This window comes from Prosthecobacter fusiformis, from assembly GCF_004364345.1.
Lineage (GTDB): Bacteria > Verrucomicrobiota > Verrucomicrobiia > Verrucomicrobiales > Verrucomicrobiaceae > Prosthecobacter > Prosthecobacter fusiformis.
Map to the genome: position 1 here is coordinate 277,214 of NZ_SOCA01000004.1, position 17,588 is coordinate 294,801.

Consider the following 17,588-nt stretch of genomic DNA (forward strand, 5'->3'; position numbering starts at 1 on the left):
CCGCTCCAGATTTCACCGCCCTCTCCTTATGTTCCGCCCGCCAGGTCAATGTCCCGCCTGTGGCGAGTGGGTGCCACGCGGAGCTGTTGCGTGCGATGACTGCGGAGCCTGTGACCGGTCCGGCTGGAAAAGTGAGCGGGCGGTTTATGACGGCCTCGATCTGCCGGATGAGGACTTCGATTACAACGAGTTTGTCGAGCGTGAGTTTGGCCAAGAAAAAACTGGCCCCAGAGTTTCTCGGGAAATCTTCTGGCGCTGGGTCGCCGCCATTGTTCTGGCCGTGATGATCCTCGGTTATATCATGTCCGCTTTTTGATCCATGTCCCCAGATCTCTCCACCATCGCCCTCATCGCCGGGAACGGCATCTATCCCGAGACCTTTGTCAAGGCAGCCCGCAGGGCAGGGGTGCAGAAGCTGGTGGTCGCCGCTTTTATCAATGAAACCAAACCGGAACTGGCGGACATGGTGGACGCCATCGAATGGTTCCGTGTCGGCCAGCTTAGCAAGATGATCGCCTTTTTTGTTAGGCAGGGTGTGAAGCAGACCGTGATGGTCGGGCAGATCGCTCCCAAAAATCTCTTCGATCTCCGTCCCGATCTTCGTCTCTTGATGATGCTCGCCCGGCTGAAGCAGAGGAACGCCGAAACCCTCTTTGGTGCCATCAGTGATGAAATGGCCAAGGACGGCATCACTCTCCTGCCTGCCACCACGTTTCTGGAAGACCTCATGCCGGCGCGTGGTCCGGTCGCAGGACCGGCCATTAAAAAACGCCGCTGGGAAGATGCAGATTATGGTTTCACCATTGCCAAGGAAAGCAGCCGCCTGGACATCGGCCAGACCGTGGTGGTGAAAAACGGTACCGTCCTCGCCGTCGAAGCCTTTGAAGGCACCAACGAAGCCGTGAAGCGCGGCGGTGCCATGGGCCGTGGCGGTGCCACCATGGTGAAGGTGGCCAAGCCTAACCAGGATATGCGTTTTGATGTCCCGGTCATCGGCCCAGATACCATTCGCACCGCAGCCGAGGCCGGCGTGGATCTAATTGCTGTGGAAGCAGGTAAAACCTTGTTGTTAGGCCTTGATGAATTGCGCCTGGAATGCCAGCAAAGAAAGGTTTCCGTCATTGCCCTTTAATACCGTTTTACCCATAGGAAAGCCTGCCCCCTTGGCAGAATTTTCTAAAAAGAGCGGTAAAGTCTTGATTTATCAGTGCGATTTCGGAAAAAATGAGCGCTTCCCGCTGAGGCGGGTCTAAAAACGAGTTCTCCAAAACCAACCCTATATGTTACTCACAGCCCTTAAAGTTAAACTTGCTGCCATGGTCGCCGTCGCCGGTATTGATACCGCCGAGATGTCGAACGTGAGTCCAGCTCTGGAATCCGTGCTGACCCAGCTCGCAGCCGATCAAAAGTCCGCCTCCGAACAGCCTGGAAAAGGCCCAGATGTCAACGCATCCTTCAATGCTGCTCTCGCCAAGGTCAAGGAACTCGCCCAAAACGGAGACAAGGATGCTCAATACGCGCTGGGTCACTGGGGCGTGCTCAGCAACAGCAACGTCAATGAGATCATTGAACTCTTCCGCAAAGCCGCAGCCCAGGGACAGACCCTCGCTAAAGTGGAGCTCGCCCAGGTCCTCCTCCAGGCATTCCCTCAGGATCAGGAGCGCGTCCTCGAAGCTGTCAAGCTGATCCAGGAAGCTGAAGCCGCAGGCAACAAAGTCGCCCGCCGTCTTCTGGCTAACCTTCACATCGCCGGCGTCGGTGGTGTGGAAAAGAGCGTCGATAAAGCCAAGGCTCTCCTTGAAAAAGGCAGCGCTGAAGGTGACGGCGAATCCACCCTCGGCCTCAGCCAGCTTTATGCAGCCGGCGTTCCCGGACTGCCTAAGGACGAGCAGAAGTCCCTCGATTATCTCATCGAAGCCACCAAGCAGAAAAACGCTGTGGCCATGAGCACCTATGCCGCACGTCTTTTTGATGGCGATCCAGCCGTCGAAGGCAGCAAGCAGCTCGTGAAGAAAGACCCTGCCACAGCTTTGAAGATGTTTGAAGATGCAGCCGCCACCGGCTTTGCTGCTGCCAACCGTCTCCTCGGTGCCATTTATGAAAATGGTCTCGGTGGTCAGACCAAGGACCTCAAGAAGGCTGTCGAATACTATACCAAGGCCGCTAACGCCAACGATGCCCAGGCTCTCTTCCGTCTCGGCAACTACTTCGAATCCGGCCTTAACGAAGGCGAAGGCGACAAGGCTGTCTCCGTCGTCCAGCAGAACGCCAAGAGCGCTCTGGACCTCTACCGCCTCGCAGCCCAGAACGGTTCTGCGGAAGCTTTCTACAACGTCGGTGTCTATTATGAAACCGGCACTGTCGTGGACAAGGATCCTGCCAAGGCCTTCACCTTCCATCTGCGCGCTGCTAACTCCGGTCTTGCCCAGGCCCAACATCGTCTGGCCGGTCTTTACCAGAATGGTACCGGTGTAGCTCAGGACGTCGTTGCCGCCATGGGGTGGTATCAGCGCGCTGCTGCTCAGAACTTCGCTGCCAGCCAGGTCGCTCTTGGCCAGATGTATGAAATCGGTGCCGGTGGTGCTGCCAATCCTGCCGCTGCTGCACAGGAATACACCAATGCTGCCGAGCAGGGTGCCCCCCTCGCTATGGTCCGCCTTGCAAGTCTGTATGAGCGTGGTCTTGGCACTGCCAAGAATGAGCCTGACCTCGCCCGCGCACTGGCTTATGCCAAGCTCGCTGCTGATGCTTCCGGCAACGCCGAAGTCGCCGTCAAATACCGCGATGAACTTCAGGCTAAGATGACCGCTGCTCAGATTGCTGAAGCAACGAAAATCTATGACAGCAAGAAAGCTTCCGCGCCTGCTGCCAGCGCTACACCTGCCGCTCCAGCGAAGCCTGCAACACCTGCTAAAAAGAAATAAAAAAGAGCAAAAATGACTTGCCTTAACTAGCCCAGCCGCTAGACTCCGGCTCCCCAGAACAGGGGAGCCGGTTTTTTTTATTTCCGGGGCATTAGCTCAGTTGGTAGAGCGCCTGCATGGCATGCAGGAGGTCAGCGGTTCGAACCCGCTATGCTCCACCAAAAAGGTGGCAATCAAACAAGCCCCTTTCTGCTAAACCGATCTGCCGTGAGCATTTGCATCACCCCTCTATTTGCATTGTGGTGCTTCGTGGCCGATAGAGCCAGCCTGACTACCTAACCATACCCATTGTGAGCGAACCGAGACCATCCGAGCCCAAGAAAAAAGCGTCCCTGATGAGCCGCCTGAAGTCAGGTATCAAAAAAGCCATCGGACTGGGCGAAAAGAAACCCAAGACACCCCCGGTCGAAGCCCGTAATCCGGCCAAGATGTTTCCTGATGAACCGGCTTCCCCGGCCAGGACCGGAGAGCGCCCCCGTCGTGATGGCCCTCGTCGTGACCGTCCTGCTCGTGCTGAAGGTGATGAACGCGGTCCACGCCCAGATCGTCCTGCCCGTGAGCCTCGTGAACCCCGCGGTGACCGCCCTCCGCGCGAGCCGCGTGGGGACCGCCCGGCTCGTGAACCTCGCGGTGATCGTCCTGCCCGTGGCGACCGTCCAGATGGACGTGGTCCTCGTCGCGGAGAAAAGCCTGCCCGTGAGCGTGATGCTGGCGATTCCAAGCCTCGCGAGAACTTTGAGGCTCTGCCTCCACCACCCGCACCTCCGGCTCCCGAAGGTCCATTTCCAGAAGCCTTTGAAGTGCTGGGCCTCAGCCCCGCCGTCCTCGCCGCCATTCGTGAGACGGGTTATGAAAAGCCTACACAGATCCAGGCCGAAGCCATCCCCGTCGTTATGGAGGGCCGGGATGTCGTCGGTGCCTCACAGACTGGTACTGGCAAGACCGCAGCCTTTGCTCTTCCAACTCTGAGCCGTATGGGTGCCCCAGGCAAATTCCGTTGCTTGGTTCTCGAACCAACCCGCGAGCTCGCTGCCCAGGTGGTGGAGCAGTTTGAAAAGTATGGCAAGCATACCGGCCTCCGTGTCCTCTTGGTGCATGGGGGTGTGGGTTATGAAAAGCAGCGCAAAGGTCTCCAACAGGGCGTCGATGTGGTCGTAGCCACTCCGGGCCGCCTCCTTGATTTCATGCAGGATGGCACCGCCAATCTGGAGAATCTGGAAGTCCTGATCCTGGACGAAGTGGATCGCATGCTGGACATGGGTTTCCTTCCGGATGTCCGCCGCATCGTTGAGCGCACACCGAAGTCACGTCAGACTCTGTTCTTCTCGGCCACCATGCCGCCGCAGATCAAGACACTGGCTGAGTTTGCCCTCAAAGACCCGACGAGCATTGAGATCGGCATCCGCTTCTCCCCAGCGGAGACGGTCAGCCATTACATGTATCCCGTGGCCAGTGACCAGCGTCAGGAACTCCTGCTGGCTATTCTGAAGAAGACCCACTTCGCCAGCTTGATGATCTTCACCCGCACGAAGGCGCAGGCGGATCAGCTTTATTCCGCCCTCCAGCAGGAAGGTGAATACAAGGTCGCCGTCATGCACTCCGACATCCGTCAGAGCGAGCGTGAGCGCGCCTTGAAGGGCTTCCGCGATGGTGAGTTTGAAGTCATCGTGGCCACTGACCTCGCCGCCCGCGGCCTGGACATCAGCGGCGTGACCCACGTCATCAACTACATGGTGCCGGAGAACTCCGAAGACTACGTGCACCGCATCGGCCGCACCGGTCGTGCTCAAAAAGAAGGCGATGCTTACACCATGTTCAGCGCCGAGGAACTGCCTTCCGTCGCCAGCATTGAGCGATTGATCAACCAGAAGATTGAGCGCAAAAAGCTGGAAGGCTTCACTTACAAATATACCACCGTTCTCGATGAAGAGGACAAGGCCCGTGCGATCCTGCATGGCCGTGGCAAGAAGAAGCGCCGGTAAACGCGATCTCGTTTTAATGAGGCTCATGCGACTTTGGTCTCATGGGCCTTTTTTATAGCCTGCATCCATCGCCTGCTTTGCCGCTTGCATGATGGATGGGCGATGCGACTCCGTCTGGCTGAATGTACGCCAGCCTGTCCCGCCTTCGTCAATCCGCCACTGCTGCACATGTGCTGCCGCTGGCAGTCTTCATGGCGATGACGGGTGTGGTCGGGTGGCTGCGGATCGAGAACTCGGAACTGCCCTGGTATCAGCGCGCGCCGGAGCATTGGCTATACCCGGTGCAGACGGTGCTGGTGGGGGTCATGTTGGTATACTTCGCCCGGCATTACCGGCTAGCCCCTTGGCGGGGTATAGGTTTGGGCATTGTCCTCGGGATACTGGGTATACTCTTCTGGATCGCCCCGGCCTGGGTCTATCAGAGAATGCAGGCAGCCGGTATAAGCCTTCCACAGTGGGTATCCTGGTTCGGGATGGAGGATAGGAGTGTGGGGTTTGATCCTGGCGTTTTGAGTGACTGGCCAGTCTGGCAAAAGGCGGGCATCGGGATGCGCTTCGTGCGCATGGTCATCGTGGTGCCATTGATCGAAGAACTCTTTTGGCGTGGGTTTCTGATGCGCTATGTCGCAGCAGGGGACAGAGACTGGAAGCAGGTGCCCTTTGGTGAGCCTTCTTGGAAGGTCTATATCATCGTGACCACACTGGTGATGCTGGCACACAATCCATCCGATTACCTGGGGGCTTTTGTATGGGGATCACTGGTTTACTTTGTTGCGGTGAGGACCCGGAGCCTGGCGGCCTGTGTGGTGATGCATGCCGTGGGGAATCTGGTGCTCGGGCTATACATTCTGCAGACGAGGCAATGGGGCTTTTGGTAGGCCAGAGGTTATATTCCCCTCAAGTGCAGCGTTGCATCCGGGCGCATTCAGCGGCAAAACAGGCCCACGTATGCAATCTGTCGTGCTGATTCTTTTTCTGCTGGGCCTGCTCTTTACCGGGGTGCTGGGCACAGAAACGCGGTTGCTGTTTTTCTGGCCCGGGGCGGCGTTGCTAGGTCTGGCTGGATTGCTGGCGACGCTGAAGTGGCGGCTGAGGGTGCTATTCCCTCCGGCGGATGTGTGTCTGGCTGTGATGTTGGTTTTCGCCGTTTATATCGCGGCGCGAGCTTATTATTCTCCCGTGGCGGCGTATGCGCGGGAGGATCTTTTTATACTCGCCGGAGCCTGGGTGACTTATATGCTGACAGTGACTGCCGCCAGCCATCCGCGCTGGCGTGTGGCGGTATTCGGTCTGCTCATGGTATTGGTGGTAGGGAATCTGGTGGTGGGGTTTGTGCACCTTTCCGGGAACTGGCAGTTTCATGTGGTGCCGAATTTCATTCGAACGGCTGCTGCGGGGCGCATTGGCGGCTTCTTTGCCAATCCTAATCACCTGGGGGCTTTCTTTTCCATGGTCCTTTTCCTGGCGGGTGGATTCCTCTGCTTTGGTCGTGGCGGGGCGATGCTGAAGCTGTGTCTCGGGTTCCTCATTGTGGCCATGACTCTGGGGGTGGCGCTGACTGCCAGCCGTGGGGCACTGACGGGACTGGCCACGGGTGCGATGATATTTTTCCTGCTCGCGATGGGGGTGGTCTGGCAGACGCAGCGGCATCTATTTTGGAGCCTGCTGGTTGGCAGTGTGGTCGTGGGCGGTTTAGGCGGGGCGGTGTTATGGAAGGTGAATGAGGAATATCTTCGTGGCCGCGAGATCACCAGTCCGATGGCCAATGATGTGAGGCTGGAGATCTGGCATGCCGCTTTGGTGCAGCATTCGCAGTCCCCTGTGATCGGAGCCGGGACGCGGATGTTTTATGATGGCAGTATCCAGTATCGCTCAGACAAGCTGTCGGCATATGCAGGGGAGGCTCTGTTTGCCCACAACGAGTATCTGCAAATGCTGGCGGACTATGGCTGGGCGGGCTTGGGGCTTCTGGGGCTGGTGGTACTGGTGCATGGATGGAACGGTCTGTCTTTTGTGCGCTGGTTTACCCAGCACCGGTTTCTGCAAACCGGGCGTGTAATGAGCAACAATTTGGCTTTGTGTCTTGGGGCGCTGGCAGCGTTGACGGCGGCTCTGGTGCATGCCGCATTCGAGTTTCAGTTCCACGTCGCGGCTCCCGCGATGACGGCTGCCCTGCTGCTGGCGCTGCTTGCCAATCCAGGATTTGAGGGCAGTGAGCATCGTGCGGCACGCCTGCCCACGGTCCGGGTGCTGACGAAACTCCTGCTGGCGGCTGCCTCGCTCCTGCTGCTGGCAGGTCCCTGGTTGCATGGCCGCAGTGACTATCATCTGGCGCGTGCACAAATCGCCGAATCGCAGAAGGATGAGTTCCTGCGCATTCAGGAACTGAATGCAGCGGTGGAGACGGATGCGACGAATCCAGAGGCCTTCTATCAGCGCGGGCTGGCCTTGCTGGAAAAGCTGACGGCTGAACAACGGCGTCCTGATCATCCTGTGCTGAAACGTGCGACGGCGGATCTGGAAAAAGCTGTGGCGCTGAACGGTCATCATTACCTTTATGCTCTGGCTCTGGCGGATGCTTATGATGCGCAAAGCCGACATGAGGAGGCGCTGGTGCAAATTAAGCGTGCGCTGGTCCAGGCACCTCTGCATGAGGAGTCGCGCATGGCACTGGCCGTACATTATCATCGGTTAGGCCAGTTCGCCAAGGCGGAGGAGGCTTATCTTTGGGCCAGTCAGGCTGGTGCCATGAATGAAGAGGGGACTAGCCGCTGGATTGACAATTACCGGCTTCTTCTCCAGCATGTGGTGCTGATGCGCCAATCTCCTGTCCCCCAGCCATGAAACGCTTCTTCTTCCGCCTGAGTTTGAAGCGTCTGTTCGTTCTTTTAATTCTGGGGTGTGCAGCCCTGGTCTTGACCGTGTGGGGCAGTCATGTCTGGGTGGAGAAAACGGCGCATGACCGATGCTATGATGACGTGGCGAAGGTGCCGCCGATGGATGTGGCTCTGGTGCTGGGCTGCTCACCTCGGATCGGAGGCCTGACGAATCTCTTTTATCTGTACCGCATGGAAGCAGCGGCGGCTTTGTTTAGGGCTGGGAAGGTGAAGGCCTTCATCGTCAGCGGGGACAACAGCACTCATCAATACGATGAACCCACGGCCATGAAGGAATCCCTTATCGCTGCCGGGGTGCCTGCCGAGGCGATCCATTGTGACTATGCGGGTTTTCGTACCCTGGATTCCGTGGTGCGCGCGGATGCGATTTTTGACCAGAAGCGCTTCATCGTCGTCTCCCAGCGTTTTCACAATGAGCGGGCGGTGTTTCTAGCGCGTCGCCGGGGACTGGAGGCTGTTGGTTTCAATGCAGAGGACGTGAGCCGCAGCATCGGGCTGAGCACGCATCTGCGGGAATACTTGGCGCGGGTGAATGCGGTGCTGGATGTGACCCTGCTGCAGACAGAGCCGAAGTTTTATGGGCCGAAGGTGAAGGTGCGGTGACGGGGATGCTGAGGTAAAAAGATTTGGGGGTAGAAAGATTTTGTGGATGCAATGGGGCACGCTTTTGAGGGCGGGAGATCGGATTTTGGGGGAGGTTTGGGAAGAGGGGATATTCTACTCCTTCGACGAAAGCGGTGTCGTCGAGGCAAGGGTGCCCTTGCCTCTTTGCCACCGCACTCCAGGACGCTTCGCGGAATTCGAGGGTTATTTCTTTTTGCGGCTGTTTTCGAAGGTCCAGGCTTTTTCGGGGTCCATGCGGGAGAAGTCGTCAGCGGTGGGGCCGCCGCCGAATTGTTTCCAGTATTCTTCGGCGAAGGGATTCAGCTTCGGGCCTTTGGCCGATTCATTGAGGTCGATCTGGCCTTTGAGGGAATCCCACCACTGGTCGTAGCTGGCGAGCATGGACTGGACGATCTCGGGCTTTTGGTCGGCGATGTTTTGCTTCTGTGCGGGATCGGCCTTGAGATCGAAGAGCTGCCAGCCCTGCTTCATGGCTGCGTTGGCTTTTGCTTTGGCCTTGGTGGGCTGAGGGCGCGGGGCCTCACTGACGAGCTGATACTGCGGGGTGCGGATGCTGGCATTGCGGCTCTTGGCCAGGTTGTAGTCCGTGCCTTTCTGCCAGCGGCCGGTGTGGCTGAAGAGGATGCGGTCGTCCCAGGAGGCATCGGGTTTTTCGAGCAGGGGGAGGAGGCTGCGGCCTTCGGCCTGGGCCTCGGCTGCAGGGGGGAGCGTGGCACCGGCGAGCCCGGCCCAGGTGCGGAAAATATCCACATGGGCCGTCAAGGCAGGGCAGTCTGCGGGGGCCAGGGTGCCGGGCCAGCGCCAGAAGGACATGGCCCGTGTACCGCCGAACCAGGGGCTGCCTTTGGACCCGCGCATGTCCGCATTGTAAACCTTCACACCGGCGGTGCCGCCATTGTCATTCATGAAAACGACGAGGGTGTTTTTGGCGATGCCCCACTCCTCCAGCCGGGCTATGAGGCGGCCGACGTTTTCATCGATGTTGTGGATCATGCCAAAGAAGTTGGCCACGTCATCATCCGGCACCTTGCCTTCATACAGGGCCTTGTCCTCTGGCCGGGCGATGTAGGGGCCGTGCGGGGCGTTGGTGGCGATGTGGCAGTAAAAGGGCTGGCCGCCTTTCACGGATTCCAGCCACCGGGTGGCCTGGGCAAAAAACACATCGGTGCAGTAACCCTTGGTTTTGACGAACTCATTGTTATGCAGGATGGCAGGGTCGAAGTAGGTATTGCCGGGTGCATCCCCGCAACTGCCGGGATAACTCTGGCCGATGCCGCCGCCGCCATGGATGAACTGCTCGTCAAACCCGCGGCTGGTGGGGCGGTAGGCGGTTTCATCCCCAAGGTGCCATTTGCCAAAAATGCCGGTGGTGTAGCCCGCCCCCTTCAGCACCTGGGCGATGGTGGTGGCCTTGGGGTCCAGGCGCTCACGCTCCAGGATGGTGTGGGTGATGCCGTTGCGGAATTCATGGCGGCCTGTGAGGATGGCACTGCGTGTGGGCGCGCAGGTGGGGCTGACCATGAAGTCGGCAAAGCGGACGCTCTCGCCACGCAGCTTGTCCAGATGCGGCGTCTTCAGGATGGGGTTGCCATGGGCGGAGAGATCGCCATAACCCTGGTCATCGGTGAGGATGAACAGAATGTTAGGCTTGCTGCCGCTGAGGCCGGCCAGGGCCGCGCTGGTGAAGCAGAGGAAGGTGAGGAGAATTCGGCGCATCATGTGAAGCGCTGAAACGCACTCAGTAGCCAAACATTGCGCCAAAATAAGGGCGGGTGTTAATCCTCCCAGACTTTCAGCAGCTCCACCTCAAAGATCAGCGTTTCATTCGGGGCGATCTCGATGCCGGAGCCACGGTTGCCATAGCCAAGTTTTGGCGGGACAAAGAAGCGGAATTTGGCGCCTTCCTTCATGAGCTGCACGCCTTCTTTCCAGCCCTTGATGACGCGTTTCAGGGGAAATTCCGCGGGTTCGTCGCGGCGGTAGGAGCTGTCAAATTCGGCCCCGTTGATGAGGGTGCCGCGATAGTGGACAACGACGGTGTCCTTGAGTGTGGGGCTTTTACCCGTGCCCTCCTGGAGCACCAAGTATTGCAGTCCGCTGGCCGTGGTGATGACGCCGGGCTGGGTGGCGTTTTCCGCAAGGAATGCCTTGCCGAGTTCGAGGGGAGAATGACCTGCCATGATGAATGAGAAAGTGGAGCCGGATTGCGGCGGGGAGATGGGTGAACCCTTTTCATGGCAAGGATCCGCAAAGTTTCAATGCATCCCGTGCGGGATGCGTTATTTTGGGCTGCGTATGCCGCTCATCTTCTTTTTCCATGCCATGATCACCTGGGCCTTGGTGGGGATGATCTGGCATGTGCAGCGGGTGCAGTACCCACGCTTTTTTCAGGTGGGAGAGGATGCCTTTGGCCGGTATCACATGGACCATTGTTTTCGCATCTCCTTCATGGTCGTGCCGCTCATCCTTCTGGAGGTCGCGACCGCCGGATGGCTGATTTGGGCGGGGCAACGGGGCACCCTTTTCTTGAGCAGCCTGGTGCTGATCGCCCTGGCCTGGATCTGCACCTTTGCTTTGCAGGTGCCCTTGCATAACCGGCTGACCGAAGGCGGAAAGTCAGATGAGATGATCACCCGGCTGATTAGTACGAACTGGCTGCGCACTGTGGCATGGACGATGAGAGGGGTGATGGTGGGGTGGATGTGTTTTGGCGGGGTGGGGTGAGGGGAGTGTGGGCCTTGAAGAACACCGCCCATCCATCCTCCAACGATGAAAACAGGCGGGTAGCATCGCTCCGCTCAGCATACCCGCGCTCCATCCTGCCGCGTCTTCGCAGGAGCGCGAGTATTCTACTCGCCTGACTTTCCTCCGATGAGGGAGGGTCTTGAAGAAACATCGCCTATTCATCCCCCAACGATGAAATCAGGCGGGTAGCATCGCTCCGCTCAACATACCCGCGCTCCATCCTGCCGCGTCTTCGCCGGAGTTCGGGCATCGAGGGGAGTGTGGGCCTTGAATGCACACGGGCGGCTACAGTCTGTCAATTATTTGTATCCTTACCGCGTTTACGTTTACACCGTTTGACCCGGTTTACATTGGAGGCTTTAGTCCGGGTTTCCTATTGGTAATGCCTAACCTGAGATCTGCCTTAAATGACAAGCGATGCCTCTCCTCTGACCATGGTTAGCCGGCATGTGAAAAGGCTGCTTCGTACTCCGTGGTTTCAACCCGAGGGATCGGAGTTTGAACAATGTGATACCTTTTTGGAAACCACTGAAGGATATGTCTGGCGGATTTTTGATCCTGATTGGTCGGGGCCTCCCATGACTGCTGGCGAGGTAGGCTGCTTACAGTTGGTTGAGGATAGTCTGGAAGACCATGTCAGCAGCGAAGTTCGCAAGTTGATTATCGGCTCTGAAATTGTTGCGGTCAGTGATCAAACTATATTTGGAAGCATGGGCATTGTTTTGTCCACGGGTGTCATGGTTGGAATGAATATCTATTGCTCTCGAATCGGATGGGACGCCATCCTCTTATCCGAACTGGAAAAAGAATACTTGGATGAGATGGTTACCGTAGCTGGGCGTCTTCCGATTTGAAGACATATCACTGGGTGAATACTGATCATCCTATGCCATGCTTGGAATCCGTTCGTTGAACTGGAAAATGTAAGGTCGGATTCTCTGACTTCTTTCTATCCGTCAAACCGCACCTCCATTATTTCCGAGGTTGAGCTAAGCCCAATGAGAGAATCCGTTATTGGTGAAAAACCGCGCCTTAAAAAAGGCGCAGTTATGAGACAGACGCCCCTCTGCGGCTGGGGAATGATCATTCGTTCGATAAGCTTCGTTGAAGCTCTGGCTTACAGCAAGAGGAGGTGGTGAAATCGTAGGACCTCCTGTGGAATGTATCCAGCGTTCCATGATCAGCGTTTTTGGAAAACAAAGCCCGGCTTTTCGGCCGGGCTTTGCATCACCGAAGATGAGGAAAACTTATTTGGCGATCCACTGGATTCCGTCGATGACGACGTAGCCGTCGGTGCCGGCGTTGGTGATGGAGACTTCGGCGTTGGTGTCGAAATCGAAGGTGCCGAGGGAAATGCCGAGGCCGTCCACGTCGCCTTCTTTTTTCTGGTTCACGGTGACTTTGGTTTCGCCGCCGGCGTGCTTAACGGTGACAGGGACGTTGCTGGCGCGGTTGTTGCTAGGCGCGTAGGCGAAGATGACTTCATATTTGCCGGCTTTGGGCAGGGTGGCCTTGAAGGTGGCGGCGCGTTCACCCTTGTAGGCGTTGCCATCATGGCTGTAGCCGTTGCCAATGAATTTTTTGGCAGCGCCTCCATTTTGCCAGTCGCCAATTTTGGTGGCGGTGGCATCGTCCAGGACCGTGCCTTTCATGCTCTTTGGGTCCACGCCGCGTGCGCTGGTGGGGCCGGTGTATTCGAGGATCTGGCCGTCTTTGACGAGTTGCTCGCGCAGCTTGTCATAAGGGACTTTTTGCACCGGCAGGTTGCCATCGATGGCGAGGACGGCGGCGCTGGCGGCGGACTGGCCGAGGATCATGAACACGGGCTCCATGCGGATGGAACCGTATGCAATGTGGCTGGCGGACATGGCCACGGGGACGAGGAGGTTTGACCCCTGGCCTTCTTTCGGGACGAGGGCACCGTAGGCGATGGCATAAGGGCCGTTGGTGCTGACGCCGATGTCGCCTTCATTCTGCACGTAGCCTTCGGCGGTGATGTGACGCTGGACGTTGTGGCTATCAATGGTGTAGCTGCCCATGCCGACGGAATCCGGGGTGGGCTTCATTTTGCGGAGTTCGTTTTCGGTCATGACGAAGTGGCCGATCATGCGGCGGGCTTCGCGGATGTAGAGCTGGTGGGACCAGTTGCCGTTGTCGGTGAACTCGTCCTTGGGCAGGCCCCAGGTGTTCAGTTCTTCCTGGACGTTTTTTGGGACGCGTGGGTCGTTGGCGACGAACCAAAGGAGGCCCTGCTGGTAGGTGCGGTGCTCGGCGATGATCTCGCGGCGGCGCTCATAGCTGGCTTCGGGGTAGTCGTAGTTATAGCCGATGTTGTCGAAGCTGAAGGGGCCGTGGTTGTTGGTATCCGTCTTGTGGTTGGGGATGGGGTCAAACTTGCCGAAGAATTCGCCCCAGCCGGTATTCAGGATGCGGAGGAGGAGCTCATACTGGGTGGCATCGTAACCTTCGGGCTTGGGGAAGGGGATGCGGTTGGCGGGATCGTTGGTGTAGCAGGCGCGGAAGCAATAGGCCTGGACGCGCTTGTCGCCTTCGCCTTTGACGCCGGGATCCTCCGTGCTGATGCGTGCGAGGACGCCGCTTTTGGGATCGCCCGGGATTTTATAAGGGCTGATGGGTTCCTTCACGGCACCGAAGTGGTGCTTGTGATGAAGCACTCCGACTTGCACACCGTTGTGCTCTTCGCCATAGACGCTGTTTGCCTCGCGCCCGACGTGGTAATCCACTCCGGCAGCGGCCATGAGGTCGCCCTCATAGGTGGTGTCGATGAACATTTTGCCGCTGTAGGTATTGCCATCAAGGGTGGTGATGGAGACGATTTTGTCGCCTTCCTTTTTCACGCCTTTGGCGCGGTCCAGCCAGGCATCGCGGACGACGGTGATGTTTTGTTCCTTGATCCAGGCTTCGAAGATTTTTTCCGCAGCGCTGGGCTCGAAGATCCACATGGTGCGGTTTTCACCGTCCATGGCTGGGGTGCCCTGGCCTTTGTTGCCGTATTCGCTTTTCTTCTGCTGCACCCAGGAGGAGTCCTTGTCGTAGTGCATGTAGATGCGGTGATAAAACTCGCGGGAGAGGCCACCGATGACGGCTTTGTTGCCAGTATCCGTGAAGCCGAGACCGCCGCTGCTGAGGCCGCCGAGGTGCTTATCCGGGCTGACGATGATGACGGATTTGCCCATCTTTTTCACCTGAATAGCGGAGGTGATGGCGGCGCAGGTGCCGCCATAGATCACGACATCGTGCTCCGCGGTGGCTGCCTGGGCGGCAAGATTGAACGACAAAAGGGCGAAGAGGCAGGTTGGGACTCTCATGAGGGGTGTATTGGGCCAGACGTAGGCGCTTTGTCAACCTACGGGGTGGAGGCGGGGGCACCTTTCCTTGGCTTTCGAAATATGAGACCAACCATGCCCCCGATGAAGACGAAGATGAGGATGTTAACGAGGTTCAGTCGCCAAAAACTGTGGGTGGGCGGGGGAGATGCAGGGGCGGGCTTTTGAAAAAGATCCTCCACGGCAAAACCGGTGTCATAGCTGTAATCCGGCTGGTGGGGGGTGAAGGGTACCTGCATGACCAGGGTCCCTTGCTCATAGCTGGCCTGGACGGAGGCCAGCTCACCGAGCTGCGGAAAGAAGGTGAATTCCATCCAGGCATTGGCGATGACCTCCGCTGAGGGGAGGGTGAAGAAGACATCCACTGAGCGGTCTGCGGTGCGTAGGTCCACGGGTTCGCTGCCGGGCCAAAGGGGCTCCCAACGGGCGATGGTACCCAGGCCTGTGGGGTGGTCATTGATGCGGATTAAAACGTGCTTCTGGAGGAACTGGGTGAGGGCGGGCTTGACGGCATTGAGTTCGGCCGGGGCCAGGAAGTGATCCTGGTCTTTATCCAGCGGCATCATGCGGGCGAGAGTGAAGAGGCTGAAGGTGAAGCGGAGCTCAAGCTGCTGCCGCTCCACCAGAATACGCAGCGGGGTGACATCGGCCGGGTGGGCGGATGCGGGGAGGGGGAGGATGCAAGCCAGAAGGAAGGCCCCCTTGATCAGCCTGGCCAGGAAGCATGAGCAGATAGGATCAAGGATGCTTCTTCGCATGGCGAATGGCGACATAAAGAAGAACCGCTCCGGGCACAGGAAAAATCACCTCGTCAAGCCATGTCTTATCCAAGCCGCCACAGAGGCATGATCTCAGCGACAGCCAAGGCGAAACCATGCCGCAAACAGCTGTTGCCATGGCAATGAGTGTCCAGCGGAAAATGCGGCTATGGACTTGTTCACTGGATCTGGCGCTGAGCATGCCGAATCCGAAGCCCATCAAGCCGATGCCCATCAGCATAGACAAAGGTGCCTCAGGCTTTAGATAGATGATGAGGCGGGTAAGGGGCGGCTGTAAGATGCTTGCAACAAAAGGGCGGGACGTTTCATTAAAATCGCCATGGTTGATCTCACAAACCAACGTATTTTCCATCCGGTAGACGATCATCCAGCCCATCATCAGGAGCCAAGAAATAGACATGCCCTCCAAGAGGGCCAGACTGCGTCTGCGCCATGCCGGGTTATTGCCTGAAGAAGGTCTATGTGGCGTATCCAATATCTGAGTCTGACATTTTAAACTATCCCAGCCAAGAATTTAATGAGGCTGCCTGTTTGAAAGTCCTCGGGTGAGCTCTTCGTTCATCATTAAATCTTATGCGCCTCGTTTCTACCCTGACCCTGCTTTCTCTTTCCACCGCACTGGCTGACTGGCCGCAATGGCGGGGGCCTGGCCGTGATGGGGTGTCCACGGATACGACGCCGATCGCGGAGAGTTTCCCGGAGGAGGGGCTGACGAAGGTGTGGGAGAGCGACTTTATCCCGAGTGATCACTTGGGGGGGCATGGCAGCCCGGTGGTGGCGGGGGAGCAGGCTTTTATTTCGGTGGTGTGGCATGACAAGGTGCCTTCAGAGCAGCGGGAGATTGATTCTGAGGTGATGCAGCAGATGAACTATCGAGGCACGTCGCCGGAACTGGCTAAAAAGATGGAGGCTGACCGCCTCTCCATGCCGGCCATGCGCGGGGCGAAGCTGGAGGAATGGCTGGTGGCGTGGCGCAAAGAAAACCTGAGCAAGAAGGAGGACCTGAGCCTGGGCAAGTGGGCGGAGTCCCGCTTTAAGGCAGGGAAGACGGCGCTGCCGCTGGAGGAGCTGGCGAAGGTCTCGAAGCGCCAGGGGAAACCCTTTGCCAATGTGGAGGAATTTAAGCTGTGGATGGACAAGGAGCAGCTCTCGCAGCCGGTGAAGGACAAGCTGATGGTGGCGGTGCCGAATACGATCAAGGTGGCGAAGGATGTGGTCGTGTGCCTGGACATCAACACGGGCAAGGAAGTCTGGAAGTTCGAGGCTGAAGGCAAGCCAACGGGCCGCAGCTCCAGCAGCACGGCGGCGGTGGTGGATGAAAAGGTGTATGCCGCAGGCAGCACGCATTTGTACTGCATCAGCCAAAAGGACGGTAAAATGATCTGGAAGGCACCGCTGCCGGCGGGTGGTCCAGCGGCCTCGCCACTGGTGGTGGGGGATGTGGTCTATATGGCGGCAGGCCGTGCGCAGGCCTTTTCTACAGCGGAGGGAAAGATCCTGTGGGAGCAGAAGGAAGCCAGCGGCAATACCGGCAGCCCGGTGCTGTGGACGCCGGAATCTGGTGAACCAGTGCTCTTAATCGTGGGTGCGAAGGCTCTCCATGGCCTATCTCCCAAGGATGGAAAAGTGCTGTGGGATGTAGAAGGTGGCGGCCAGTCCACTCCGGTCTCACAGGGGGACTGGCTGGTGATTTACAGCGGGGCGAAGGATGTGGGTCTGCGCGCTTATCAATATGTGAAGGACGCAGAGCCGAAGGCGGCTTGGTCGCACTACTGGGAGACGGTGCGCTACAGCGGCAGCCCGATCATCCATGAGGGCCATGTGTATCTGACCTGTGGCGGCAAGCACCAGTGCGTGGAGCTGGCCGGTGGGAAAGTGAACTGGCTGGAAAATGAGGTCAATAGCACCATCACGTCGCCGATTTTGGCGGATGGAAAGCTGATCGTGTATGAAAACAACGGCAGCCACCTGCGCATGGTGAAGGCGGAGGCGGGCGGCTATCAGCAGCTCGGCCGGGCCAAGGTGGAAGGCATGGGCTGCACGTCCCCGGCGCTGAGCAACGGCAAGCTGATCGTCCGCCAGCGGGAAAAGCTGGTGTGTTTTGACCTGCGTCCGAAGCAGTGAGGTGTGGCGGGATTCGCCATTTTGGAGGACCTTTGCGCTCTTTGACGAAGGGGCGGAGGTGGTTTTCGTCGTGATTCAAGGCTGAAAGAAAGCATTCTGGAATTTAACGGACGCTAATTATAAAGGCGAAAATTATTGAAATTATATTGAGTGTGATTAGAATGCG

Annotated in this window: 15 protein-coding genes and 1 tRNA gene; 11 read left to right on the plus strand and 5 right to left on the minus strand. The window is 57.9% G+C overall.

Annotated features, from left to right (window positions below; genetic code table 11):
- Positions 1 to 28: 28 nt before the first annotated feature.
- The 8 genes from EI77_RS13800 to EI77_RS13835 all read left to right on the plus strand — a co-directional run bounded on the left by EI77_RS13800 (position 29) and on the right by EI77_RS13835 (position 8,406).
- Positions 29 to 316, plus strand: a complete 288-nt coding sequence (locus tag EI77_RS13800) for a zinc ribbon domain-containing protein (RefSeq protein WP_133795868.1) — start codon at positions 29 to 31, stop codon at positions 314 to 316.
- A 3-nt stretch (positions 317 to 319) separates the two neighbouring features.
- Positions 320 to 1,132 carry an LpxI family protein gene (locus tag EI77_RS13805; RefSeq protein WP_133795869.1) on the plus strand — a complete coding sequence of 271 codons (813 nt, stop codon included), beginning with the start codon at positions 320 to 322 and terminating at the stop codon, positions 1,130 to 1,132.
- 148 nt (positions 1,133 to 1,280) lie between these two features.
- Positions 1,281 to 2,924, plus strand: a complete 1,644-nt coding sequence (locus tag EI77_RS13810) for a tetratricopeptide repeat protein (RefSeq protein WP_133795870.1) — start codon at positions 1,281 to 1,283, stop codon at positions 2,922 to 2,924.
- 85 nt (positions 2,925 to 3,009) lie between these two features.
- Positions 3,010 to 3,085 (plus strand) — tRNA-Ala (locus EI77_RS13815).
- A 174-nt stretch (positions 3,086 to 3,259) separates the two neighbouring features.
- On the plus strand, positions 3,260 to 4,906 hold the full coding sequence (locus EI77_RS13820; RefSeq protein ID WP_243838860.1) for a DEAD/DEAH box helicase: 1,647 nt from the start codon (positions 3,260 to 3,262) through the stop codon (positions 4,904 to 4,906).
- 122 nt (positions 4,907 to 5,028) lie between these two features.
- A complete protein-coding gene (locus EI77_RS13825; protein WP_133795871.1) occupies positions 5,029 to 5,784 on the plus strand; it encodes a CAAX prenyl protease-related protein in 756 nt (251 codons plus the stop codon).
- Positions 5,785 to 5,854: 70 nt separating this feature from the next.
- Entirely contained in the window at positions 5,855 to 7,750 is a 1,896-nt protein-coding gene (locus tag EI77_RS13830; protein ID WP_166647253.1) for an O-antigen ligase family protein, read from the plus strand.
- A complete protein-coding gene (locus EI77_RS13835; protein WP_133795873.1) occupies positions 7,747 to 8,406 on the plus strand; it encodes a SanA/YdcF family protein in 660 nt (219 codons plus the stop codon). The genes EI77_RS13830 and EI77_RS13835 overlap by 4 nt, the downstream gene beginning before the upstream one ends.
- A gap of 204 nt (positions 8,407 to 8,610) precedes the next feature.
- On the opposite strand, the gene EI77_RS13840 is transcribed toward EI77_RS13835, so the two are convergent.
- Positions 8,611 to 10,146, minus strand: a complete 1,536-nt coding sequence (locus EI77_RS13840) for an arylsulfatase (protein ID WP_133795874.1) — start codon at positions 10,144 to 10,146, stop codon at positions 8,611 to 8,613.
- 56 nt (positions 10,147 to 10,202) lie between these two features.
- Positions 10,203 to 10,607: an FKBP-type peptidyl-prolyl cis-trans isomerase gene (locus EI77_RS13845; RefSeq protein ID WP_133795875.1), complete on the minus strand. Its 405-nt coding sequence runs from the start codon at positions 10,605 to 10,607 to the stop codon at positions 10,203 to 10,205.
- A 115-nt stretch (positions 10,608 to 10,722) separates the two neighbouring features.
- Here EI77_RS13845 and EI77_RS13850 point away from each other — a divergent pair, with 115 nt between their 5' ends.
- Positions 10,723 to 11,151, plus strand: a complete 429-nt coding sequence (locus tag EI77_RS13850; protein ID WP_133795876.1) for a hypothetical protein — start codon at positions 10,723 to 10,725, stop codon at positions 11,149 to 11,151.
- 428 nt (positions 11,152 to 11,579) lie between these two features.
- Positions 11,580 to 12,026, plus strand: a complete 447-nt coding sequence (locus EI77_RS13855) for a hypothetical protein (protein ID WP_133795877.1) — start codon at positions 11,580 to 11,582, stop codon at positions 12,024 to 12,026.
- 393 nt (positions 12,027 to 12,419) lie between these two features.
- On the opposite strand, the gene EI77_RS13860 is transcribed toward EI77_RS13855, so the two are convergent.
- From EI77_RS13860 to EI77_RS13870, 3 genes are read right to left on the minus strand one after another with little or no spacing between them, the layout of a single operon-like run.
- Positions 12,420 to 14,501, minus strand: a complete 2,082-nt coding sequence (locus tag EI77_RS13860; protein WP_133795878.1) for an FAD-dependent oxidoreductase — start codon at positions 14,499 to 14,501, stop codon at positions 12,420 to 12,422.
- A gap of 38 nt (positions 14,502 to 14,539) precedes the next feature.
- Positions 14,540 to 15,277, minus strand: coding sequence for a hypothetical protein (locus EI77_RS13865; RefSeq protein ID WP_133795879.1), 738 nt, complete (start codon positions 15,275 to 15,277; stop codon positions 14,540 to 14,542).
- A complete protein-coding gene (locus EI77_RS13870; RefSeq protein ID WP_133795880.1) occupies positions 15,258 to 15,698 on the minus strand; it encodes a hypothetical protein in 441 nt (146 codons plus the stop codon). The genes EI77_RS13865 and EI77_RS13870 overlap by 20 nt, the downstream gene beginning before the upstream one ends.
- A gap of 173 nt (positions 15,699 to 15,871) precedes the next feature.
- Here EI77_RS13870 and EI77_RS13875 point away from each other — a divergent pair, with 173 nt between their 5' ends.
- Positions 15,872 to 17,422, plus strand: a complete 1,551-nt coding sequence (locus EI77_RS13875) for a PQQ-binding-like beta-propeller repeat protein (RefSeq protein WP_133795881.1) — start codon at positions 15,872 to 15,874, stop codon at positions 17,420 to 17,422.
- The last annotated feature ends 166 nt before the right edge of the window (positions 17,423 to 17,588 follow it).

Bases quoted from the DNA above. Each gene is read 5' to 3' on its own strand.
- EI77_RS13870 (WP_133795880.1), bottom strand. From the start codon at position 15,698: ATGTCTATTTCTTGGCTCCTGATGATGGGCTGGATGATCGTCTACCGG.
- EI77_RS13850 (WP_133795876.1), top strand. From the start codon at position 10,723: ATGCCGCTCATCTTCTTTTTCCATGCCATGATCACCTGGGCCTTGGTG.
- EI77_RS13855 (WP_133795877.1), top strand. From the start codon at position 11,580: ATGACAAGCGATGCCTCTCCTCTGACCATGGTTAGCCGGCATGTGAAA.
- EI77_RS13840 (WP_133795874.1), bottom strand. From the start codon at position 10,146: ATGATGCGCCGAATTCTCCTCACCTTCCTCTGCTTCACCAGCGCGGCC.
- EI77_RS13820 (WP_243838860.1), top strand. From the start codon at position 3,260: ATGAGCCGCCTGAAGTCAGGTATCAAAAAAGCCATCGGACTGGGCGAA.
- EI77_RS13805 (WP_133795869.1), top strand. From the start codon at position 320: ATGTCCCCAGATCTCTCCACCATCGCCCTCATCGCCGGGAACGGCATC.
- EI77_RS13835 (WP_133795873.1), top strand. From the start codon at position 7,747: ATGAAACGCTTCTTCTTCCGCCTGAGTTTGAAGCGTCTGTTCGTTCTT.
- EI77_RS13860 (WP_133795878.1), bottom strand. From the start codon at position 14,501: ATGAGAGTCCCAACCTGCCTCTTCGCCCTTTTGTCGTTCAATCTTGCC.
- EI77_RS13825 (WP_133795871.1), top strand. From the start codon at position 5,029: ATGTACGCCAGCCTGTCCCGCCTTCGTCAATCCGCCACTGCTGCACAT.
- EI77_RS13865 (WP_133795879.1), bottom strand. From the start codon at position 15,277: ATGCGAAGAAGCATCCTTGATCCTATCTGCTCATGCTTCCTGGCCAGG.
- EI77_RS13800 (WP_133795868.1), top strand. From the start codon at position 29: ATGTTCCGCCCGCCAGGTCAATGTCCCGCCTGTGGCGAGTGGGTGCCA.
- EI77_RS13830 (WP_166647253.1), top strand. From the start codon at position 5,855: ATGCAATCTGTCGTGCTGATTCTTTTTCTGCTGGGCCTGCTCTTTACC.
- EI77_RS13845 (WP_133795875.1), bottom strand. From the start codon at position 10,607: ATGGCAGGTCATTCTCCCCTCGAACTCGGCAAGGCATTCCTTGCGGAA.
- EI77_RS13810 (WP_133795870.1), top strand. From the start codon at position 1,281: ATGTTACTCACAGCCCTTAAAGTTAAACTTGCTGCCATGGTCGCCGTC.
- EI77_RS13875 (WP_133795881.1), top strand. From the start codon at position 15,872: ATGCGCCTCGTTTCTACCCTGACCCTGCTTTCTCTTTCCACCGCACTG.